Origin of the sequence: Burkholderia alba (assembly GCF_034721475.1) — a bacterium.
GTDB classification, from domain to species: domain Bacteria; phylum Pseudomonadota; class Gammaproteobacteria; order Burkholderiales; family Burkholderiaceae; genus Burkholderia; species Burkholderia alba.
In genome coordinates, this window is record NZ_JAWJWL010000021.1 from 1 (window position 1) to 22909 (window position 22909).

The window sequence follows — 22909 nt, forward strand, 5'->3', positions numbered from 1 at the left end:
GCGGACAAGCTGCAGAAGACCACGCGCGCGATCGTCGACAAGCTCGGCGAGTACGGCTATGCGTTCGCGACCGTCAACGCGCAGCCGGATATCGATCAGGCGAACCACAAGGTGGACCTGACGCTGGTGGTCGATCCGAGCCGTCGCGTGTACGTGCGCCGGATCAACATCGTCGGCAACACGCGTACCCGCGACGAGGTGGTGCGCCGCGAAATGCGTCAGCTGGAAAGCTCGTGGTTCGATTCGGGCCGCCTTGCGCTGTCGAAGGACCGCGTGAACCGTCTCGGCTACTTCACCGACGTCGACGTGACGACGGTGCCGGTCGAAGGCACCACCGACCAGGTCGACGTGAACGTGAAAGTGACCGAGAAGCCGACCGGCTCGATCACGCTCGGCGTGGGCTACGGCTCGGGGGAGGGGCCGATCATTTCGGCCGGCGTGTCGCAGGACAACGTGTTCGGCTCGGGCACCAGTCTCGCGGTCAATATCAACACGGCGACGACCTACCGGACGCTGACCGTCACGCAGGTCGATCCGTATTTCACGATCGACGGCATCAAGCGCATCACCGACGTGTATTACCGCACCACGCAGCCGCTCTACTATTCGAGCACGACCGACACCAGCTTCCGGGTCATCACGCTCGGCGCGGCCACCAAGTTCGGCATTCCGTTCTCGGAGTCCGACATGGTGTATTTCGGGCTGGGCATTGAGCAGAACCGCCTCGACATCGATTCGACCACCCCGCAGTCCTACAAGGACTACGTGAACGCATTCGGCCGCGTGTCGAACAACGTGCCGCTGACGATCGGCTGGTCGCGCGACACCCGCGACAGCGCGCTGATTCCGAGCAAGGGCTACTTCACGCAGGCGAACGCCGAGTACGGGACCCCCATCGCGCGCACCACCTACTACAAGACCGACCTGCAGGCGCAGTACTACTACTCGTTCGCGCGCGGCTTCATCCTGGGCATGAATCTGCAGGGCGGATACGGCAACGGGCTCGGCGGCCAGCCGTATCCGATCTTCAAGAACTACTACGCGGGCGGTATCGGCTCGGTACGGGGCTACGAGCCGAGTTCCCTCGGGCCGCGCGATGCGACGACCAACGATCCGATCGGCGGCTCGAAGATGGTGGTGGGCAACATCGAAATGACCTTCCCGCTGCCGGGCACGGGCTACGACCGCACGCTGCGCGTGTTCACGTTCGTCGACGGCGGCAACGTGTGGGGCTCGGAGGGGAGCAGCATCGGCGCGAACGGCCTGCGCTACAGCTACGGCGCCGGGCTCGAATGGATCTCGCCGATCGGCCCGCTCAAGCTCGACCTGGGTTTCCCGATCGTCAAGCATACGGGCGATCAGTACCAGAAGTTCCAGTTTCAGATCGGGACGTCGTTCTAGCCGTCCCGGTTCGTCGAATTCCGCCTGCCGTTCCAGCGGGGCCGTCTGTCGCGACGGCCCCGTTTTTCATTCGGCTGCACGCGGCCGCTTGCGCCGTCGCGTAAGCCTTCCGCTTCGTTGCTTCGTGCCGGCTTGCCGCCGGCCCTTCAGGCGGCGGCCGCGAGGCCGTTATCGGTGGAAGCGGCGCCGATCGAACCGGCTCGTAGTGTGTCGATCCGACTGTTTTGGTCAGCTGACGGTATTGATTCAGGTAATATCCGGCCCGCGCGACGTCGCGCGATGCGCTCGCGATAGGGTTGAACCGATCGGAAAGGCGTTATCGATGCGCGGCTCCGCAAGCGGCCAATCGTTCTGAAAATGACAACTTGATTTATAAGGCATCCAAAAAGAATCATTTCTGCATGACCACGGGCCGGTTCAGACCGCCGGATCCCGGACGTCCCGGGACCATCGTCCAATTTACATCGACCTCGTAAAAAATAGGATTCGAAACGGCGCGCACCGGAACGCGCTGGATTTTCATGAGCTTTTCACTGATTCGGATGGAGATTCTGTGCGGAATTTCCAATCCACATGATTTGATGGATGGGGGTAAATCATGGCAACGCGTAGACAATTTCTGCTGACCGCGGCCGCGGCCGGCGCAGCCCGGGCGCTGTCCGCCTGCGGCGGCGGCGACGGAACGCCGGCCGCCACGCCCGTGGTCGGCGGCACCACGGGCACGCAGCCGGCGGAGGGCGGCAAGCCGACCGCGCCATCGACGGACGGCGGCAAGCCGACCGCGCCGCCGGCGGCCACCGGCGACGCGACACCGCCGACGCAGCCGGTCACGCCGGAACTGCCGTTCTACGGCGTCAACGCGCATCTGCTCGACGACTACGCGCCGCTGCCCGCGTGGCTGTCGTCGGACTACGTCGGCACGCTCGCCGATCTGGGCGCACGGGTGGTGCGCACCAACATCAGCGACGCGGTGGGCGCGGCCGGGCTGGTGCCGTTCTTCCAGTCGTTCGCCGCGAGCGGCATCGTGCCGCTGGTGGTGATCGACCAGGGTTTCGATCTCGCCGGGTCGTATGAGACGAACTACCAGGCGGCGCATGCGCTCGGGCTGGCGATCGCCGGTCCGCTGAACGGGCATTGCCGGTACTTCGAATGCGGCAACGAACTCGACTTCGCGTGCCGGGTCGATTATCTGGCGCGGGGCAGGGTCAACCCGGTCGACGCCAAACCGGTGGACGGCTCGGTGCCGACCGACTACCGGCCGGCGTCGATCGAGGTGCTGCGCGGCTGGACGGCGGGCATGCTGGCGGGAATCAAGCGCGTGATTCCGGCGGCGCAGTGCGGCTATGCGTCGGGCGTTGCGTACGGCCATGTCGTCGCGGACATGCTGTGCAACGGCAAGGACACGACGGGCGCGACGACGACGACCCCGATTCCGCTCGATTTCATCGGCATGCACTGGTACAGCAGCCAGAACGACATCCTGGCGGCCGGACCGTCGACGCATACGAATCAGTTCGTCAACGTGCTGCAGCAACTGAATGCGGTCACGTCGCGCAAGCCGATCATCGTGTCCGAGTTCGGCGCGTGGGATACCGACGCGAACCAGGCGCGCTACCTGACGAGCCAGCTCGACGTGTGGCGGACCCACCGGAGCGAATACAACATCGTCGCCGCGCTGTTCTACGCGCTGTTCCCGAATCCGGCCAACCAGGGCGAAACGGCGGCGATGAACTGGGGGATGCTCCAGACCGACGGCATCACGCGAAAGGCGGCGTATGCCGCCTACCGGAGCTACACGAAAGCGTATCCGGTCTGAGCCGTTCGCGTGGGGGAGCCGGGCCGGGTGCGCGGCGGCGGGCATGCCGCCGCCGAAATGCGCGAGCCGCCGGCGCGCGTGCGTGGCATGATGACGGCTTTTCGATTCGCGCGTTCGCCGTGCCGCGCGTGGCTGGCGCGGCGGCGGCGCTGACCCGGCAAGGAGCGTGATGTCCACCCGCATTCTGATCCCGGTAGCGTTCGCTGGCTGCCTGGCTGCCTCGGCGGCATCCGCCAGGACGATCTGCACGGTGGTCGCGGACGCGGCGACCGGCAAGCCGCTGGTGGAGCAGGGCGACTGCGCCGGCCGGGTGACGCCGGCGTCCACCTTCAAGATCGCGATCAGCCTGATGGGCTTCGATTCCGGTTTTCTCAAGGACGAGCACGCGCCGACGCTGCCGTATCGCGACGGCTATCCCGACTGGGGCGGCGACGCATGGCGGCAGCCGACCGATCCTGCCCGCTGGATCCGGTATTCGGTCGTCTGGTATTCGCGGCAGGTCGGACATGCGCTCGGCGAGGCGCGCTTCCAGCGCTATATCGACGCGTTCGGGTACGGCAACCGGGATGCGTCCGGCGCGGTGGGCAAGCACAACGGCACGTCGGTGGCCTGGAACAACTCGTCGCTGCGGATTTCGCCGCTCGAGCAGATCGCGTTCCTGCGAAAGGTCGTCAACCGGCAGCTGCCCGTGACGCCTCGCGCGTTCGACATGACCGAGCGCATCACCGGCATCGGAACGCAGCCGGACGGCTGGGACGTGCACGGCAAGGCCGGCACGGGATCGCCGACGACGGCGGCGCTCGACGGAACCTACGACCGCGCGCACGCGTATGGGTGGTTCGTGGGCTGGGCGAGCAAGGGGACGCGCACGCTGGTTTTCGCGCGGCTGATCCAGGACGATGTGCCGACGGCCCCGAACGCGGGCGTTCGCGCGCGCGATGCGCTGCTGGCGGAATGGCCGGCGCTGGTGGATGCGGCGTCGCGATGACGCGGCGCGCCCGTCCGGCGCAGGCGTTCGCGCACAAAGACGGCCGGCCGTATTAGACTCCCTCGCGTACTGACGCGGCGTCGCGCGGCCACGGCAAATCGCGGTGGCTGCCACGAGACGCAGAGACGGACTTCACCCCTTGGAGAAACGCGTGTATCCCCCGATCGAACCTTACGAGCATGGATTCCTGGAGACCGGCGACGGTCACCGCGTGTATTGGGAGCTGTGCGGCAATCCGCGCGGCAAGCCCGCTGTTTTCCTGCATGGCGGCCCCGGCGGGGGCTGCAATGCGCAACATCGCCGGCTGTTCGATCCGTCCCGCTACAACATCCTGCTGTTCGATCAGCGCGGCTGCGGCCGCTCGACCCCGAACGCGAGCCTCGAGAACAACACCACCTGGGATCTGGTCGCCGACATGGAGCGGCTGCGCACGATGATGGGCGTCGACGCGTGGCTGGTGTTCGGCGGATCGTGGGGCAGCACGCTGGCGCTCGCTTACGCCGAAACGCATCCCGAGCGCGTCAGCGCGCTGATCGTGCGCGGCATCTTCACGGTGCGCCGCGCGGAGCTGCTCTGGTATTACCAGGAAGGCGCGTCGTGGCTCTTCCCGGATCTCTGGGACGAGTACCTGGCGCCGATCCCGCCGGCGGAGCGCGGCGACCTGATGGCGGCCTACCGGCGCCGGCTGGTCGGCGACGACGAGGCGGCGAAGCGCGAGGCGGCGCGCGCGTGGAGCCTGTGGGAAGGACGCACGATCACGCTGCTGCCCGACGCGGATCTCGCGAAGATTTTCGGCGACGAGGATTTCTCGGTCGCGTTCGCGCGGATCGAGAACCACTACTTCGTGCACCAGGGATTCATGGAGGAGGGCCAGCTGCTGCGCGACGCCGGCCGTCTGGCGGACATACCGGGCGTGATCGTGCAGGGCCGCTACGACGTCGCGACGCCGGCGCGCACCGCGTGGGAGCTGTCGAAGGCGTGGCCCCGCGCGCAGTTCGAGATCGTGTCCGACGCGGGGCATGCGTACAACGAACCCGGCATCCTGCGGGCGCTGCTCACCGCGACGGACCGGTTCGCGAGCTAGGCGGAGATCCCGCGCGGCGCGGCGAGAGGCGCGTCGCACGGAGTGAAGGGGCGGGCCGGCCTCCGCCGCGTGACGAAGGAGAAGACCGCATGCTGACCGTATGGGGACGGCGCAACTCGTTCAATGTGCAAAAAGTGATGTGGCTCGTCGGCGAGCTGGATTTGCCGCACCGGCACATCGATGCAGGCGGCGGCTTCGGTCTGAACGGGGCGCCCGAATTTCTCGCGATGAATCCGCATGGCCGGGTGCCGCTCATCGACGACGGCGGCACGGTCGTCTGGGAATCGCACAGCATCCTGCGGTATCTCGCCGCCCGCTACGGGCAACCCGGCTTCTGGGATCCGGACCCGGGTCGGCGGTCGCGTGCCGACCGCTGGATGGACTGGGCGCAGACGAGCCTGCAGCCGGCGTTCCTGACCGGTGTGTTCTGGGCGTTCTACCGGACGCCCGCCGCGCAGCGGGATCCGGCCCGGATCGACGCGAACGTCGCGTTGTGCGCGCGCTACTTCACGCTGGTCGACGGGGTGCTGGCCGGGCAGCCGTTTCTCGCCGGCGAGCGGGCGAGCCTGGCGGACATCGCGGCCGGCACCAGCCTGTACCGGTATTTCGAACTGGATATCCGGCGGCCGCGCGTCCCGCATGTCGAGGCGTGGTACGAGCGATTGCAGCGCCGTCCCGCGTACCGCGAGCATGTGATGATTCCGTTCGGCGAGCTGTTCGGGCGGCTCGATTATTAGACGGCCGCCGCCGTTGCCCGTGCGCACGAGCGCGTGATCTAATGCGCGATCCTCCCTCGACCCCGCATTCGAGACCATGCCCGTCTTCGAGCCGCTTACCCTGTCTACCCCGCGTCTGATCCTGCGTCCGCTGATCGAGGCGGATGTCGCGCCGATGTTCGAGATGCATTCGGATGCGGCGTACATGCGCTACTACTCGTTCCCGGCGATGACCCGGCTGGAGCAGGCGGCCGAGCGGGTGGCGCGTCTGATGCGGGCATCGGCCGAAGGCAGCGCATTCCTCGTCGCGCTGACGCGGCGAACGGACGGCGTGATGTTCGGCACCTGTACGCTGTTCAATGCGGACGAAGGCTGCCGCCGCGCGGAAATCGGCTTCGGCCTCCATCGTGCGCACTGGGGGCAGGGCTACATGGCCGAGGCGCTGGAGGCGCTGATCGATCACGCGTTCTCGTCGTTGCGGTTGCGCCGCCTCGAAGCCGATATCGACCCCCGCAATCACGCATCCGCGCGCACGCTCGAGCGTGCGGGATTCGTCAGGGAAGGCTTGCTCCGGGAGCGCTGGCTGGTGGACGGCGAGGTTTCCGATACCGCGCTGTACGGTCTGTTGCCGGGCGATCGGCCGTCCGCCGCGCGGCCGGCAGCGTGATGGGCGGGGCCGCCTGGTGACAGCGCTGCGCCGCCAGGGAAAGGCGGCAAGTCAGCCACGGCATGGCGCGGCGCGGACCCGATGCGAAGGCGCTCACGCAACCGCGGCGCGATGCCGGTTCCGATGACAACCCGGATTTGAAGGAGTCGAATTGCGATGGCCGAATCGATCACGTATCGCCGCGCGACGCTCGAAGATCTGCCGAGCATCTGCGCGCTGGGACAGATGCTCAACCGGATCCACCACCATGCGCGGCCCGACATCTATGCGGCCGCGACGCCCGACATCGCGCGCGATCAGGCCAGTTGGCTGCCGAGTCTGCAGGATGCCGACCGGGCGACTTTCATCGCCGAGCGCGACGGTACGGCCGTGGGTTTCATTACCGTGCATGTCGCGCAGCCTTCGATCTCGCTGTTTCAGCCGGTGAAGTTCGCGCGGATCGGCTCGGTGGCCGTCGCCGACGCGCAACGCGACCGGGGGATCGGCCGCGCGCTGATGCGGCTGGCGGAATCGTGGGCGCGCGAGCAAGGCGCGGCCGATGTCCGGCTTGCCGTCTGGACCTTCAATGACGCTGCGGTCCATCTGTACGAGAGGCTCGGTTACGAAGTGCGGGCACTCGAGATGGGCAAGCGGATCGAGCCGGCGCCGGATGGTGACGGCGACGCGTAACGCATCCGACCGACGGGTTTCGCCAACCGGCGGCGGATCGATGCGGGGCGGCAAGGCGGGGGTGCCGCGCGTTGAGCGCGCATCGGAGGAATCGGGTGGGGGCCTCGCGGGCGCAGACAGCGGCCCGACTCGGGCGGGGTGCTGACCGTTACATGCCCGTCCCCGCAACCCGCTACTTCACCCGAATGACCGGCACGTCGACACCGTCCGCGCCTTGCCGGCTGACCTGGATGCTCGTGTCGTTGAGGAACAGCAGCTTGCCTCGATGCGTGATCGTCGCGGATACCGCGGGCATGTGCAGGCATCGGGACGCGCCGGACTTCAACGTATAGGCAATCGGGAAGCGTCCGCGCACGGGGCGCTCGATGCGCGCCGCGGTTGTCATCGAAGCGGGCGCGTCGGCGAGTCCGCTGTCGTAGAGCCGCATGTCCAAACGGGCGCCGCCGGGTATCGCGGCGTTGGCCGGTCCGACGACCTTGCCCTTGACCGTTATCGGCGCGCAGATAGCCGAGGGGGCGTCCGGCGCGGTCTGCGCCAGCGCGGGGAGGGCAAGGACGGCAAGCAGGGCAGGCAGAAGGCTGCGTGAGGGCATGGAATTCATCCGGGTCGATGGTGGTCTGTCGCGCGATGGCAGCCGATATGTCGCCGACGATCATGAAGCCGGATGCCGTCCCCGGTATATTCGTCGATCCGGATCGACCGGGGCTTACCCGGCCGACCGTATCGCGATGGCCCGGCGCCCAGGCTGCCGAAGAGGAAGCGCGAGCGCTACGCGCCGGGCGCGGCTCGGGACACGGCCCATGCCGCATCCTGATCCCGATTCCCCGAGTCCGGCGCGTATGCCCGCCGTTCTCGGCGGTTGTGCGTCAATACTTTTTCTTCGGCAGCATCGACCGTCTGATCTGCGAGCGCAGGCGGGCCACGGCGCTCGCTTTCTTGCGCTTGCGCTCGGTGGTCGGCTTCTCGTAGCTGAGCCGGGCGCGCAGGTCGCGGATGAGGCCGGTACGCTCGATTTCCCGGCGGAAGCGTCGCATCGTGACATCGATGGGTTCGTTGAGTTTGGGCGTGATGGTGGTCAAGGTGATCCTGGGTTGAAAGGGTGAAGGGTGAATCGGGTTGGGCATCCGTTCGTCCCGAACCGGCGCGCGATGCGGGCCGGTTCGGATACCGCGTCGGCGGTCTTGCGCGACCGTCGAAACCGTCCGACGTTCGTCGCGGGTGCGCGGCCGCCGGCCACGCTCGGGGGACTACGGTTGCTGCAGCGTCTCGCGGAAGGTTTTGTGGTCGCCGTTGTGCGAATCGATCATCAGCTCCGCGTACTGGAGCGAGGCCCGGCGCGCATCGCCGGCATTGGCGAACGGCGAACCGTCGACGAGCTTGAAGGTGCGGCTTTGCGTCTGCGAGGTGTCCGCGCTGAGCAGGCTGATGCGCACGGCGGCGTCGAAGCCCGCCTCGTAGTTGTGGGCTCGTCCGTCCTCGGCGACCTGATGCGGATAGATCAGCGGATGGATTTCGAATCCGCGATAAGTGTGCGTGCTCATAATGGACTCCTGGCGAATGCATGCGGCGCATCGCGATGACTGGCGGGAACGTCGGTTCGTCGAACGACCCGCATGAACTTGGGGCGGATGCGCCAGCACGGGCTGGCGCAAGGAAATGGGGCGGCGCACGCTGACAGGGGAGAGAGGCGCGACGAGCAGGCTGGGCGTCGTGCAAGGAGCGCGACCAGATGCGGTCATCATACGCGTGTTTGCGTTTCGGCCCGGAGAATCGCCGGTGGAGGGGCCGGGGAGCAGGGGCGATGTGGCGAGCGTCGGCGGCGCGCGGGAATGCGCGTTTGCGCTTCATGTCGCCGCCGCCGGTGCGTGCCGGACGACGGCGCACTTGCGCCGGCGACCTTCGGTGAAGCGGCCGCGCGTGTCGCCGTATACAGGGGCGGGTGTCCGAACCGTGCCGGTTGTTCCGAATGGAACCGGTGGCATCGATGGCGAGGCATGCGAACCGGGCATCGCATCGCCGTGCGCGGTACGGAAACGCCGCAAACATGCCGCGCGTCATCGAACTGACCCAACCGGGCGGCACACTGTCCGCTGCGGTTTCCGCCGTTTGAAGACATCGCGCCTCGCCGCGCGAAGCCTTCGTCGCCGGATCGGCGGCCCATGAATCAACACGGATGTCGTGAAGAATGGACGAGGCCGGGTCGCATTTTGACAAGAACACGGCGGATTGCATCGCTCCGTCATTAATTCGCTAACCTAAATTCAAGCGAACCCGGTGCCCGGTGCGAATCTGTCGTGGTCAGTGTATCGATAAAAGGAGAGGGCATGCCAGCGCAATACCCGAATGGAACGGATTCCATACCGATCGACGCGGCGGCGCCGACGGATTCCTCGGCTCGTCATGCGAACCGGGCGCCGCGATTCATGCGGCTGGCGTTGATTCCGCTGTTGTGCGGTGCGCTCGGCGCATGCGGGGGCGACGATGGCGGCACGGCCGCCGGCGTCTCGCTGGCGCAAAACGCCGCGCCCGCGGCCGCGCCGGCCGCGACCGGCGGCGCGGCGAGTCCGGCCAGCCCGGCGGGACCGGCCGCGTCGGCCCCGGTCTGGCATTGCGCGGCCGCCTGCTGATTCAGCGCGTCCCCCCCAACCATACTTCGCATACCTGATGTAACGGGCCGGGCCGGCCGCCGTTCGATCGCGAACGACGCCGCGCCGCTGCCGATGCATCTGGTGACGATCCGAACCCGAGAGCGATCATGCCGAAACATCCTTCCACGAGACGCCAGTTCCTGTCCGATACGCTGAAGCTGGTGGGCGCGTCCGCCGCCGTCGGCCTGTTGCCGGAAAGTATCCTGCGTGCGCAGTCGATTCCGGCGGCGACCGTCACGGGCACGATTCAGGACGTCAAGCATATCGTGATCCTGATGCAGGAAAACCGCTCGTTCGACCACTATCTGGGCAACGCGGCCGGCGTGCGCGGTTTCGGCGATCCGCGTCCGGTGGTCATGCAGTCGAGCGGCTACCCGGTCTGGTATCAGCCTTCGGGGGCGTCCTACGTGCTGCCGTTCCGGCCGACGCCGAGCGCCCCGGGGACGAAGAATTCCGATATCTACTACGCAGGGCTGAATCACGACTGGAACGGCGGACATTCCGCCTGGAACCTCGGCCAGTACGACAACTGGATCTCCGCGAAATCGCGGCAGACGATGGCGTACTTCACGAGCCAGGACATCCCGTACTACTACGCGCTGGCGCAGGCGTTCACGGTGTGCGACGGCTACCATTGCTCGCTGCTCGGCCCGACCAATCCGAACCGGCTCTATCTGTGGACGGGCTGTTGCGGGAACGTCGCCGGATCGTCGCCCAGCATCGACAACAACACCTACGGCGCCGCCTGGACGACCTTGCCCGAGCGGCTGAACCAGGCGGGCGTGTCGTGGAAGTTCTATCAGGACAAGGGACAGGGCCTGGACCGCAACAGCGGCTTCGGCGAATACCCGACGGGCGGAACCAGCGATCTGTGGTGGAACGGCAATTACGGCGACAACACGCTGCTCAACTTCAAGCAGTACCAGAACCTGTCGTCGACCGATCCGCTCGCCCCGGCGCTGAACGGCACGCAGATCGATCCGAAGGGGAGCGGCAAGCCCTACGACACGGGCCTCTTCCAGCAGCTCCGCGACGACGTCGCCAACGATAAGCTGCCGCAGGTCTCGTGGATCGCCGCGCCGTATGCGTACTCCGAGCATCCGTCCTGGGCGACGAGCGGCGGCGAGTGGTACGTCAGCAACGTCCTGAATGCGCTGACCTCCAATCCGGCCGTCTGGGCCAGCACGGTCCTGTTCATCACCTACGACGAGAACGACGGCTACTTCGATCACGTGCCGCCGCCCGTGCCGCCTTCGGCGAACAACGGCAAGTCGAATGTCGGCACCGCCGCCGAGTTCTACAACGGCAGCACCAAGGGTGCATCGGACGGCACGGCGTCGGGCGACCAGCAGATCGGCCTCGGGGTGCGCGTTCCGATGGTGGTGGTCTCGCCGTGGTCGAAGGGCGGCAAGGTCAATTCGCAGGTGTTCGACCACACGTCGGTCATCCGCTTCATCGAAGCGCGCTTCGGCACGGCCGCGTCGCCGCTGCGGGAAACGAACATCACCGCCTGGCGGCGCGCCGTCTGCGGCGATCTGACCTCGGCCTTCGACTTCTCGGCGCCGGATCAGAGCAGCACGTCGATCGGCACCGCCAGCAGCAACATGAATCCGAGCGGTCCGGTGGTGTCCGCGTCGCCGCCGAACCCGCAGGCGCTGCCCGCGCTGTCGGCCAATCGCCGCGCGGCGTGCCGGCTGCCGTACGAATTCTTCGTGACGGGCAAGGCGAACGGCGCGGGCAAGACGGTGGCGCTGACCTTCAGCAATACCGGCCAGGCCGGCGTCAGCCTGCAGGTCCGCGCCGGCGGCGGCGCATCCGCCGCGCCGCGTCATTACACGATCGGCGCCGGCAGCGGCGCATGCTCGACCGTGCAGGACGCGCTGCCGATGAATGCCGACGGCAGCTACGATTTCGCGATCCACGGGCCGAACGGCTTCCTGCAGGAGTTGCGCGGCGGCGTCGGCGCATCCGGCCAGGCGGGCTCGTCCGCCGAGATCCAGGTGTGCTACGACGTGCGCAACGGCAATATCCGCATCACGCTGGACAACAGCAAGGGCAGCCGGCCGGGCGCCTTCCAGCTGACCGACAACGCCTACCGGCAGAACCCGTACACCACCGTCACGGTCGCCGCCGGCGCGACCCAGGACGTGGTGTGGCTCGGCGACGCCGGCTGGTACGACGTCAGCATCCGCGTGGCGGACGACGCCGCCTACTTCCGGCGCGTGGCGGGCTGCGTGCAGCCGCAGACGGGGGCGTTGCTGACGGATTCGGCGATCGGCAACACCAGCCAGTTCGTGCCGATGTTCTCGGCGCAGGGCGCGACGTTCGCGACGCTCCGCTTCGATTACGTGACGCCGCCGTGGCGGCAAAGCCCGAAGAACTGGATCGGGGTGTACAAGCGCGGCGCGACCCCGGGCAGCCAGACGCCGTCGCTGGCGTGGGTCTATGCGCCGAAGGGCGCGGGGTCGGTGCTGCTCGCGAGCCGTGGCGGAAACGCGGTGTTGCCGTCCGGTCAGTACGACTTGTGGTACCTGTTCGACGACGCCTATCAGGCGCTGAGCGGCCCGATTCCGCTGAGCCTCTGATACGGATACGCGGCGCGGCGGGCGGCTCGGCCCGTGCGGCGGCGGGGCGGCATGCTCGCCGCTGCGCCGCTGCGCCGCTGCGCCGCCGCGCTGACGGACCGCGCCGAACGTCCGCCGACTTCCTTTGCCGCACGTTCCTCCTGCCGTTTCCTCGAACCCCTTCGATTCCGGGCGCCGCCGCACAGCCAGGTGCGACGCCGCCGGGAATGCCGACGCGCCGCCCACGGCATGACAAAACCGGCCACGCCCGGATTTGGCAATCTTTAACCAACGTTCGATCTGCCCGCAGGCCGGCGTCCGCCGCCGCCGGACCGCCCCGCCCACCCGCGCCGGCCTTGCGTGTCGCGCGCGAGCCGGGCGATAACCCTTCCGCCGGGAAGTAATTCGCGCTAAACGGGCCAATTCGTCACTCGCAATTACTGTGCGCCAACTAACAGACGGACGGCGTACTTGAATGCATGCTGTTCGTCGAAAACAGCGATTGCTTGCAGCGCCGTTCTTCCAATAGGCCCGGTGCGGCCGGCCTGACCCGCCGCCGGCGGGCCGTTTCTCTCCCGGCGCTTCGACCGCGTGCCGCGCCCGATCCAGTCGGCGCGATACGTGCGTTTGCCGGCGCATTGCGCGCCGGCCGGATTTCCCGCGCGCGGCCTCTCGGCCGTGCCCACCGCTCGCCCAACGCCTCGGGCGACACGAGTAAGGACAGGCAGCACATGAATAGCGAAGTTTCCGACAAGCGCCCGATTCGGTTACGGGACAATCAGGACGCGTTTTCCGCGTCGGATCTGATTCGCCTGGTGATCGACCACATCGGGTTCGTGGGCGTCTGCGTGGCGGTCGCGACCGTGCTGTGCGTGGTGTATGCGCTGGTGGCGACGCCGATGTATTCGGCGGATGCGACGGTGAAGGTCGATTTCCCGAATCCGAATCCGCTCGTCGCGACGGCGCCGGGCGCGCCGGGGCCGGTGCCGTCGACGCTGCCGACCGATGCCGAGATCCAGATCATGCAGAGCCGTCTCGTGCTGGCGCCGGTGCTCGCGCAGTACGGACTCGATCAATTGGTCGAGCCGCGCCGCTTTCCGCTGCTCGGCGCGCTGACCGAGAAATTCGCGACCCGGGGCGATCCGCTGTGGGTGCCGGGGCTGTCGTCGTTCGCGTGGGGCGGCGAGACGCTGGCGATCGCCGGCCTGAGCGTGCCGGCCGCGCTGGTCGACCGGCCGCTCGCGTTGAAGGTGCTGGACGACGGACGCTATCGCCTGAGCGACGAACATGGCCGCGTGCTGCTGGAAGGCGAAGCCGGCCGGCCCGCGTCCGGCGGCGGCGTGTCGCTGACGGTGGAGCAGCTCGCCGCGCGGCCCGGCAACAGCTTCACGGTCACCCGCTACAGCGAGGAGCGCGCGATGAAGCGCTTCATGCGCAATCTCAAGATCAGCGAATCGGGCAAGGACACCGGCGTCGTCGGCGTCCGCTACGAAAACGCCGATCCGGTGCTCGCGCAGGCCGTGACGAACAGCGTCGTGAATTCGTATCTGGCCGCCCACGTCGCGCAGCGCCAGGAGGAGGCGAGCAAGACGCGCGCGTTCATCGAGAGCGAACTGCCGACCTTGCGCGACAACCTGACCCAGGCGGAAGCCAACCTCAGCCAGTACCGCGCGTCGTCGAACTCGATGACGGCGACCACCGAGGCGTCGTCGTATCTGCAGGCGAGCCTCGATCTCGATCGCCAGATCACCGCGCTGCAGGTGCAGCGCGCGGCGATGGCGTCGCGCTTCACCGACAAGGCGCCCGAAATGCAGGTGCTCGACCGCCAGATCGGACTGCTGCAGAAACAGAAGGGCGATTTCGATTCGCATTTCAAGCAGCTGCCGAACGCGGCGCGACGCGCATCCGATTTGACGCGCAGCGTGAAGGTCGCGGAAGACATCTACGTCGCGATGGTCAACAAGGCCAACGAACTGATGGTCACGCAGTCGGGCACGCTCGGCAACGTGCATCTGATCGACACGGCGGTGCTGCCGGCGTCGCCGTTCAAGCCGAACCGCCTGCTGATCATCGGCGCGGGCGCCGTCGGCGGCTTCGTCGCGGCGGTGCTGTTCCTGTTCTTCCGCGCGCAGCTGCAGCCGGCCTTCGACAATCCGCGCGTCGTCGAGCGTCAGCTCAATGCGCCGGTGCTCGGCAACGTGCTGTACAGCGAGCGGCAGGCGCAGCTCGACCGGATGCAGCTGGTCCGGCTGATCGAGCCGGAGCGGGCGAGCGACTGGGAAGTGGTCGGGCCGCGTCAGGCCGGGCAGCATTTCCTGCTGGCGGCCGACGGCACCGGCGATCTGTCGATCGAGGAATTGCACCGGGTGCGCGCGTCGCTGCAGTTCCGGATGGCGCAGACCAGCAACAACATCCTCGCGGTGATGGGCGCGACCGCGGAGACCGGCAAGACCTTCGTCGCGGCGAATCTCGCGGCGCTGAGCGCGCAGGCCGGCCAGCGCGTGCTGCTGATCGACGGCGATCTGCGGCGCGGCCGCCTCGCCGCGCTGTTCGGCCAGCCGCTGCGGCCGGGTCTCGCGGAAGTGCTGACGGGCGAACTCGACGTGCGCGACGCGATCCGCAGCGTCGGGATCGAGCGGCTGTCGGTGATGGCGGCGGGGCGTTATCCGGCGAATCCGTCGGCGCTGCTGTCGACGCCGGTGTTGCGCGAACGGCTGGCCGAACTGGCGAAGCGCTACGACATCATCGTCGTCGATACGCCGCCCGTGCTGGCGGCCAGCGACGCGCACCTGATCGGCGCGATCGCCGGGTCGTCGGTGCTGGTGGTGCGGCCGAATGCGCAGAGCGCGCACGAGATCGCGGAGGCCGCGCAGCAGCTCGAACGGACGGGCGCGTGCGTGGTCGGCGTGATCCTGAATGCGATTCCGCGCCGGCGCAGCGAGCGCTACGCGTGACACGTGGACACCGGTTCAACTAGCCGTTCGCGCGGGCGCGCAAGCGCATCGGCGTCAAGCTCGCCGCACGGCCGGACGCGCGCGATCCACGCCCGGCGTATCCGGCTGGTCCGCGCATGGCTGACGGCCGTGGCGCTGGCGGCGGGCAGCGCGTGGGCGATGGCGGCGGACGCCGTGCCGCTCGCGCTGGCCAATGCGCCCGGCTCGCTGATCGTCGATCGGGCGGGGCCGTTGACGCTGAGCTTCACGACAGCCTTGCCGCCGGACTCGGGCGACGCGACCGTGACGGTCGAATTGCGCGACCGTGATCGCGACGGCACCCCGGGCGGCACCCCGGTCGCGACCTATCGCGCGAAGGCTCAACCGGCGCTGCGGATCGAGGTCGAACTGCCGCACCCGGGCTGGTTCGCCGCCGACGCGCGTCTGATCCGCGCGGGCGTCACGGTGGCCGAGCGCCGCTTCGGCGTCGCGGCGGCGGCGCCGGTCGCGGACCTGGACGCCGGCCTGCCGGATGCGGGCGTCGCGACGCATTTCGGGCAGCATCGCGGCGATCCGGAGATCGTGATGCCGCTGATCCGGCGCGCGGGTTTCCGCTGGTTCCGCGATGAAATCTATTGGGACAACGTCGAGCGCGAGCCCGGCCAATTCGTGTTTCCCGGCGACTACGATCGCTATGTGGGCACGGCCGCGCGCATCGGCCTCAAGCCGTTGATCGTCCTCGACTACGGCAATGCGGTGGCCTATCCGGGGCTGTTCACGGGGGCGCAGGGATTTCCGCGCACCGTCGAGGAGCGCGCGCTGTTCGCGCGCTATGCGGCGAAGGTGGCGCAGCGCTATGCGAAGACGGTCGGGCATTGGGAGGTATGGAACGAGCCGTCGATCGGCCCCGTCAGCATCGACGATTACGCGGCGCTGCTGACGAGCGTGTCGGCGGCGCTCAAGCGGCAGGATCCCGCCGCGCAGGTGCTGGCGTGCAGCGGCGGCGGCGCGGGCGGCGGCCCCGGCGGGGATTGCGTCGCATCGCTGCTGAAGCGCGTGCCGCGCGGCGTGTTCGACGGCGTCAGCATCCATCCGTACATGACGCCGTTCGATCCCGACGCCGGTTATCCGACCACGCCGAGCGCGCCGATCTCCGCCGTCAACATTCCGACCGTCTGGCCGCACCTGCGCGACATGGTCGCGCGCGAATCGGCCGGCAGGGCGGCGCGGCCCAGCGTGTGGGTGACGGAAATCGGTTGGCCGTCGAGCGCGAAGTCGACCCGGATGACCGATGCGACGCAGGCCGCATACCTGTTGCGCAGCTATCTGCTGTCCCGGCGCTATCCGGCCGTCGCGGCGATGTTCTGGTACGACTTCGTCGACGACGGCACGGACCCGGCGGACGGCGAGAAGAACTTCGGCCTGTTGAGCGCGGATCTCGCGCCGAAGCCGGCGTACGTCGCGGCTTCCGTGCTGGCGCGCACGCTCGGCGCGCGGGCCTGGAACCGCTCGCTGGCCGACGCCGGCGGCGTGCGCGTCTATCAGTACGGCACCGGTGGCGACGCGGTGATCGCGGGCTGGCGGACCGGCGCGACGGCGCCGGCGACGCGCATCGCCGTGCCGCCGGGCAAGTACTGGCTGCGCGACTGGCAGGGCGTCACGCGCGCGCTCGTCGTGCCCGACGGCGGGCTGGCGTGGGCGCTCGGACCGATGCCGCAATACCTGATCCCGGCCGTGGACGGCCGGACCGCGCCGTAGCGGCGGCGGACGACAAAGGGCTTTCATGTACGCCAGATTCATCTCGGTGCTGTTCTACATGCTGTTCACATGCGTGGTGCTGAACCCGCAGGTGGGCGGCTTCACGATCTATCTGTATCTCTTCGTGCCGTTTCTCGATCCGGACTTCTCGCGCTTTCTCGCGGGAACCGCGCGCAAGTGGAGCGCGCCGCTGCTGCTCGCGGTGGCGGCGGGCGCGATCGGTTCGCCGTCGATGGCGATGCGGATCGTGTCGATCGCGATCAGCATCGGCTACCTGATGTACACCTACGAGCGGCGCATCGCGTATCTGCAGCACTGGGTCGTGTTCAACATCGCGTTCGCGGTGCTGCAGTTCGTGACCTATTACGTGGACCGGCCGCTGTCCTACCAGCTGGGGCCGACGGCGATCTCGGAGATGGTGTGGGGCCCCTATGCGACGCTCACGTATACGAATTTCTTCGAGGTGTTCTATTTCTCGCGGGTATCGGGGCTGTCGCGCGAGGCGGGCTTCTTCTCGTCGCTGCTGGTGGCGTCGTTCATCGTCTACCTGTACACGGAGAAGCCGACCAGGAAAATGCTGGCGATCTATCTGGTCGGTTTCTTCATCAGCTTCTCGAAATCCACCGCGGCGCTCGGGATCATCGCGCTGCTGTACCCGTTCAGACATCAGCTGCGGCGCGTGCATCCGCTCGTCGTGCTGGTGCTGTTCAGCGCGGCGATGTGCGGATTCTCGCTGTACCTGGCCGCGCACAATTTCTTCGAGTCGGATACGTTCGGGCATCGCTTCAGCGGCTACGCGTTCCTGTTCGATGCGCGGATCGACGATCTCGTGAAGGGCATCGACCAGCATGAAGTCGTGCGGCGCTACGGCAACCTGCCGTACATCCGGCTCGTGCGTGCCGACATCGACCTCGCGGGTTTCGCCGGACTGGCCGACAACGTGACGGAGATGGGACTGTTCCCCGCGCTGATCGTGCTCGGCGTGCTGGCCTTCACGGTGGGCGACGGCTTCAGCATGCTGATCCTGCTGCTGCTGACGTCGACGCTTTCGCTCACGTCGGTCACGTCGTTCATCCCGCTCGCCTATCTGATCGCTTACTGGCCGCGCTTCTTCGCCTACAGCCGGGATCGGGTGGCCCGGTCGCGCGCGCAGCATGCGGAGGAGACGATCGATCCGTGGCAGGTGACGCCCATGCGATCGAGCCGTTATGCGGCGGCCAAGCCGCCTCGACAGCCATGAAGCCGACAACCTGCGTGACGCGGTGCAGCGTGCGGCGATTTGACAATCGGTATCGCGACGGGATTGCAATCGCGGCGGTTACGCAGTGGCGGAATTGCGGAAAACCGGCGCTTCAATGTGCCTCAGCCTACACAATCCCTTCACTGCGCATGCATCTTCTTGACCCATGCGGGCGGGGTCAGTAGTTTGGTAATCAGCATCAGAACGCAGTTAATTAAGAATACCTAAGTATTTGAAGTTTGAACTGCTCGTTGGCCGCGGATCTGATGACGAATTTTCCACTTCTGACATTAGACAAAAATGCTGCGATCCCTCGGAGACCGTTTTAAACGGCACTCGAAGACAGCTGCGGCGCGCGTCGCCCCGCTGCCTTCGTGGTTCAACCTCACTCTGCGTTCGATTCCCCTCGCCGCTCGTAAGCGCTCGGATGACGGCGCACATGCGATGACGCGCGCCGTCACCGCCGCATCGGCCGTGCTCGCGTTCCTGCCGGCATCGGTTTATGCAAACTGCACGACGACCGGCGTGAGCACGGTGTGCGATACGACCAATCCGTCGCCGTGGACGTCGACGATCGGCACGGGTCCGACGACGCCGTCCGGTTCGACGATCACGCTCGATCCGAATGCCCAGTTGGTGACGGGCAATGCGCCCGCGATCTCGATCGGCCAGAACTCCACGATCTCGCTCGGCGCGGGCTCGCTGGTGCAGAACACGCCGTCGACCAATCCCGGCAACTACAACAAGGGCGCGAATACGATCGAGATGCTCAGCGGCAACACGCTGACCATCGGACAGGGCGCGACGGTGTATTCGGTCGGCTCGGCGACCACCAGCGAACCGTGGCGCGGCGAGCCCATCAACACGCTGGGCGCGAACAACACGATCATCAACAACGGCACGATCCGCGCGACGAATTCGACGGCGATCTGGTTCGACAACGTGCTCGACAACGGCCAGATCACGACGGGCCCGAACACGGTCGTCAACAACGCGACCGGCGTGATCATCGCCCCCGACACGATTCCGCTGGCCGACGGCTCCAGCGTGCAGGGCAGCGTGATCGGCGGCGGCCCCGACCCGATCGACTTCACGAATCGCGGCAAGGTGATCGGCAACCTCGTGTTCATGGGCGGCGACGATGCGCTGCACATCTACACCGGGTCGAGCGTCACCGGCGTCATCGACGGCGGCGGCGGCAACAACCTCGTGACGCTGAACGGCACCGGCGCCGATTCGATGACCGCCACCTTCACGAATTTCCAGACGTTGTACAAGCAGGACAGCGGCACGTGGACGCTGACGGGGCCGCTCACCGGCCCGACGCTCACGGAAGTGCAGCAGGGCGTGCTCGTGCTGAACGGCGACAACTCCGGCTATACCGGGAAGATGATCGTCGACCAGCCCGGTACGCTGCAGGCCAACGCGCAGAGCCTGCCGAACGCGATCACCGACAACGGCCTCGTGCAGGTCACGCAGCCGACCGACGCGGCCTATGCCGGGCTGATCACCGGCACCGGCGCGCTGCTGAAGGACGGCGCGGGCGCGCTGACCTTCAACGGCACGCAGCCGTACAGCGGCGGCACGACCGTCAACGCGGGCACGCTGATCGTCGGCGACGCGACGCATGCGGGCGCCTCGCTGTCGGGCGGCGGCCCGGTGACGGTCAATGCGGGCGGCACGCTCGGCGGCTACGGCAGCGTGACCGGCAACGTGACGAACAACGGCACGATCGGCGTCGCGAACGCGCTCGCGCAACTGGCGACAGGCCCGACCGGCAATTTCTCGGTCAACGGCAACCTGACCAATGCCGGCGTCGTGAATCTCGGCGGCGCGCGCATCGGCAATACGCTGACGGTGACGGGCAACTATCTCGGCAGCAACGGCACGATCGCGATCAATTCGCAGCTCGGCGGCGACAATTCGCCGACCGACAAGGTCGTGCTGAACGGCGGCACCGCGAGCGGCACCACCAACCTCAAGGTGACGAACGTCGGCGGCGGCGGCGCGCTGACGAGCGGCAACGGGATCCAGGTCGTGCAGGCCGCCAACGGCGCGACGACGGCCGTGGGCGCCTTCAAGCAGGGTGCGTCGGTCGACGCGGGCGCCTATACGTACACGCTGTACCGCGGCGGCCTGAACGGCAACGATCCGGACAGCTGGTATCTGCGTTCGCAGCTGATCGGCCCGGTGAAGCCGGATATCGTGCCCGATCCGCCCGTACCCACCTACCGGATCGAAGTGCCGATCTACGCGGAAGTGGCGGCGCTGGCCCGCGAGATGGGCGTGCAGCAGATCGGCACGTTCCACGACCGGCTCGGCTCGCAGACGCTGCTGTCCGAGACCGGCCCCGTGCCGGCGGCCTGGGGGCGCGTGTGGGGCAACCATGCGGTGCTCGGCAGCGAAGGCACGGTGAACCAGTCGTTCGACGGCTCGATCATCGGCGGCCAGGTCGGCCAGGATCTATATGCGGACCGCACCGAAAGCGGCCATCGCAATCACTACGGCTTCTTCCTCGGCTTCACGCGTGCGTCGGGTGACGTCAGCGGCTTCGCGCTCGGCCAGCAGGGCCTGCCGGTCGGCAATCTGTCGATCAATTCGTACAGCGCGGGCGGCTACTGGAGCCACATCGGCCCGAGCGGCTGGTACACGGATACGGTGCTGATGGGCAGCACGATGACGATCGATCCGAAGTCGAACAACAACGTCGGCGCGACCACGCACGGCACGTCGCTGACGGCATCCGTCGAAGCCGGCGCGCCGGTGCCGTTCTCGCCGAGCCTGATGTTCGAGCCGCAGATCCAGTTGATCTTCCAGCACACCAACATCAACGATCTGAACGACGGTACGTCCAGCGTATCGTTCGGCAATGCGAACTCGGTGATCGGCCGGGTGGGCGCGCGGCTGTACGGCACGTTCACGGCGGCCGGACAGGTGTGGGAGCCGTATGCGCGCGTGAACGTGCTGCATTACTTCGGCGGCTCCGACACCGTGTCGTTCGGCAACAGCGCGTCGGTGTCGAGCGATCAGAACGCCACGCTGGGCCATGTCGGCGTCGGCGTATCGACGCGGGTGAACAAGCTCGTCAGCGTCTATGCGTCGGCCGGCTACTGGTTCAACCTGAGCGGCGCGCACCAGCGGATGGTGGGCGGCAACGCGGGCGTGCGCGTGAGCTTCTGACGCGGCGGTTCCTCTCGCGCACCATGCAAAACGCCGCTCGATCGAGCGGCGTTTTGCGTTGGCGGTCCGGGACGCGGCCCCGCGTTCAGCGCAGGGGCACGGATACCATGCGCGCCAGCGCGGACATCAGCGCGCCGGCCGGATCGGCGAGATCGTCGAGTACCGAGAAATGGGTGAGGCCCGCGACCGGCAGATAGTGCGCGGGTTCGCCCGCGTCGGCGCAGGCCGTCGCGTAGTCCGCCGATTGCCGGACGAGTTCCGGCAGCTCGGCCGCGCCGACCGCCACGGTCGTCGGCGCGCCCGGGCCGATCGCGCGGATCGGACTATAGCGCGCGATTTCGTCGGCGCTCAACCCGAGCGTGTCGTCGAGCCACGACAGCGAGATCGGTTCCAGATCCACCAGCGCGCTGATCGGCAGCGCCCAGGCGACAGCCGGATGCGCGCGATGCAGCGCGCTCAGATGGCCGCCGGCGGAATGTCCGGACAGGCACAGCGGGCGGGCGGCCGTGCCGAGTCGGGCGGGATCGGCGGCCAGGTGGTCGAGCAGGCGGCCGATCTCCGCGACGATCCGCGTCATCGTCGCGTGCGGCGCGAGCGTGTATTCGGCCAGCACGACATTGAAGCCGCGTGCGAGCGGGCCGCTCGCGACGAACGCGAAATCCTCCTTGTCGCAATGCTGCCAATACCCGCCGTGGAGGAACACGAAGGTCGGCGCGGCCGCGAGCCCGCACGGCAGCCAGTCGAAGCGCTCGCGCGGGGACGCGCCGTACGCAAGGTCGCGCTCGACCGGATGCGCGGCGTAAAGCGCCGCGCTGCGCGCCCGGAAGCGGGCCAGCGTGCTCGCGAAATCGGGATCGGCGGCGACGTTGTTGTAGGCCGCGTCGAGCGCGGCGCGGTCCATGCCGCGGTAGAGGGCGGTCATGCGCGCGTGCTCAGCGGTCGTCGTCGTGGATCGACGACGGATGCCGGCACAGTGCGCGAACCTCGACCTGCATGTACGGAAACAGCGGTAGCTGGCTGAGTACGTCGTGCAGCTGCGCGGGGCTGTCGACGTCGAAGATGCTGACGTTCGCATAGCGTCCCGCGATGCGCCACAGATGCCGCCACGTGCCGTCCTGCTGCAGGCGCTGCGACATCGCCTTCTCTTCCGCCTTGAGACTGGCCGCCTTCACGCCGTCCATGTCGGCAGGCAGATTGACGGTCATTTCCACATGAAACAGCATGCCTGGCTCCTGATGGGGGTTC

The 22909-nt window shown here is 67.7% G+C and carries 18 protein-coding genes; 13 read left to right on the plus strand and 5 right to left on the minus strand.

Annotation, left to right across the window (positions count from 1 at the left end; translation table 11 throughout):
* The 7 genes from bamA to RZR99_RS22625 all read left to right on the plus strand — a co-directional run.
* On the plus strand, positions 1 to 1401 hold a 1401-nt coding region (bamA, locus tag RZR99_RS22595; protein ID WP_323122001.1), incomplete at its 5' end, for an outer membrane protein assembly factor BamA.
* A 598-nt stretch (positions 1402 to 1999) separates the two neighbouring features.
* Positions 2000 to 3217: a glycoside hydrolase 5 family protein gene (locus RZR99_RS22600; protein WP_323122002.1), complete on the plus strand. Its 1218-nt coding sequence runs from the start codon at positions 2000 to 2002 to the stop codon at positions 3215 to 3217.
* 169 nt (positions 3218 to 3386) lie between these two features.
* Positions 3387 to 4205: a class D beta-lactamase gene (gene blaOXA / locus RZR99_RS22605; protein ID WP_323122003.1), complete on the plus strand. Its 819-nt coding sequence runs from the start codon at positions 3387 to 3389 to the stop codon at positions 4203 to 4205.
* Between the two features lie 151 nt (positions 4206 to 4356).
* Positions 4357 to 5289 carry a prolyl aminopeptidase gene (pip, locus tag RZR99_RS22610; RefSeq protein WP_323122004.1) on the plus strand — a complete coding sequence of 311 codons (933 nt, stop codon included), beginning with the start codon at positions 4357 to 4359 and terminating at the stop codon, positions 5287 to 5289.
* A gap of 89 nt (positions 5290 to 5378) precedes the next feature.
* Positions 5379 to 6026 (plus strand): glutathione S-transferase family protein, encoded by a 648-nt coding sequence (locus RZR99_RS22615; RefSeq protein ID WP_323122005.1) that lies wholly within the window; start codon positions 5379 to 5381, stop codon positions 6024 to 6026.
* Positions 6027 to 6102: 76 nt separating this feature from the next.
* On the plus strand, positions 6103 to 6672 hold the full coding sequence (locus RZR99_RS22620) for a GNAT family N-acetyltransferase (protein ID WP_323122006.1): 570 nt from the start codon (positions 6103 to 6105) through the stop codon (positions 6670 to 6672).
* A gap of 156 nt (positions 6673 to 6828) precedes the next feature.
* Positions 6829 to 7341 (plus strand): GNAT family N-acetyltransferase, encoded by a 513-nt coding sequence (locus RZR99_RS22625; RefSeq protein ID WP_323122007.1) that lies wholly within the window; start codon positions 6829 to 6831, stop codon positions 7339 to 7341.
* Between the two features lie 172 nt (positions 7342 to 7513).
* On the opposite strand, the gene RZR99_RS22630 is transcribed toward RZR99_RS22625, so the two are convergent.
* The 3 genes from RZR99_RS22630 to RZR99_RS22640 form a co-directional block, all read right to left on the minus strand.
* Positions 7514 to 7933, minus strand: a complete 420-nt coding sequence (locus tag RZR99_RS22630) for a YbaY family lipoprotein (RefSeq protein WP_323122008.1) — start codon at positions 7931 to 7933, stop codon at positions 7514 to 7516.
* Between the two features lie 274 nt (positions 7934 to 8207).
* Positions 8208 to 8420, minus strand: coding sequence for a 30S ribosomal protein S21 (gene rpsU / locus RZR99_RS22635; RefSeq protein WP_323122009.1), 213 nt, complete (start codon positions 8418 to 8420; stop codon positions 8208 to 8210).
* 168 nt (positions 8421 to 8588) lie between these two features.
* A complete protein-coding gene (locus tag RZR99_RS22640) occupies positions 8589 to 8882 on the minus strand; it encodes a hypothetical protein (protein WP_323122010.1) in 294 nt (97 codons plus the stop codon).
* A 783-nt stretch (positions 8883 to 9665) separates the two neighbouring features.
* Here RZR99_RS22640 and RZR99_RS22645 point away from each other — a divergent pair.
* The 6 genes from RZR99_RS22645 to RZR99_RS22670 all read left to right on the plus strand — a co-directional run bounded on the left by RZR99_RS22645 (position 9666) and on the right by RZR99_RS22670 (position 21664).
* On the plus strand, positions 9666 to 9968 hold the full coding sequence (locus tag RZR99_RS22645) for a hypothetical protein (protein ID WP_323122011.1): 303 nt from the start codon (positions 9666 to 9668) through the stop codon (positions 9966 to 9968).
* A gap of 128 nt (positions 9969 to 10096) precedes the next feature.
* Positions 10097 to 12574: a phosphocholine-specific phospholipase C gene (locus RZR99_RS22650; RefSeq protein ID WP_323122012.1), complete on the plus strand. Its 2478-nt coding sequence runs from the start codon at positions 10097 to 10099 to the stop codon at positions 12572 to 12574.
* 710 nt (positions 12575 to 13284) lie between these two features.
* Positions 13285 to 15507: a polysaccharide biosynthesis tyrosine autokinase gene (locus tag RZR99_RS22655; protein ID WP_323122013.1), complete on the plus strand. Its 2223-nt coding sequence runs from the start codon at positions 13285 to 13287 to the stop codon at positions 15505 to 15507.
* 3 nt (positions 15508 to 15510) lie between these two features.
* Positions 15511 to 17244 carry a beta-glucosidase gene (locus tag RZR99_RS22660; protein ID WP_323122014.1) on the plus strand — a complete coding sequence of 578 codons (1734 nt, stop codon included), beginning with the start codon at positions 15511 to 15513 and terminating at the stop codon, positions 17242 to 17244.
* A 25-nt stretch (positions 17245 to 17269) separates the two neighbouring features.
* Positions 17270 to 18484 carry a hypothetical protein gene (locus RZR99_RS22665; RefSeq protein ID WP_323122015.1) on the plus strand — a complete coding sequence of 405 codons (1215 nt, stop codon included), beginning with the start codon at positions 17270 to 17272 and terminating at the stop codon, positions 18482 to 18484.
* 444 nt (positions 18485 to 18928) lie between these two features.
* Positions 18929 to 21664 carry an autotransporter family protein gene (locus tag RZR99_RS22670; protein ID WP_323122016.1) on the plus strand — a complete coding sequence of 912 codons (2736 nt, stop codon included), beginning with the start codon at positions 18929 to 18931 and terminating at the stop codon, positions 21662 to 21664.
* Between the two features lie 85 nt (positions 21665 to 21749).
* On the opposite strand, the gene RZR99_RS22675 is transcribed toward RZR99_RS22670, so the two are convergent.
* Both RZR99_RS22675 and catC read right to left on the minus strand, forming a co-directional pair.
* Positions 21750 to 22586 carry an alpha/beta hydrolase gene (locus RZR99_RS22675; protein WP_323122017.1) on the minus strand — a complete coding sequence of 279 codons (837 nt, stop codon included), beginning with the start codon at positions 22584 to 22586 and terminating at the stop codon, positions 21750 to 21752.
* A gap of 10 nt (positions 22587 to 22596) precedes the next feature.
* On the minus strand, positions 22597 to 22887 hold the full coding sequence (gene catC / locus RZR99_RS22680) for a muconolactone Delta-isomerase (protein WP_323122018.1): 291 nt from the start codon (positions 22885 to 22887) through the stop codon (positions 22597 to 22599).
* Positions 22888 to 22909: the final 22 nt, after the last annotated feature.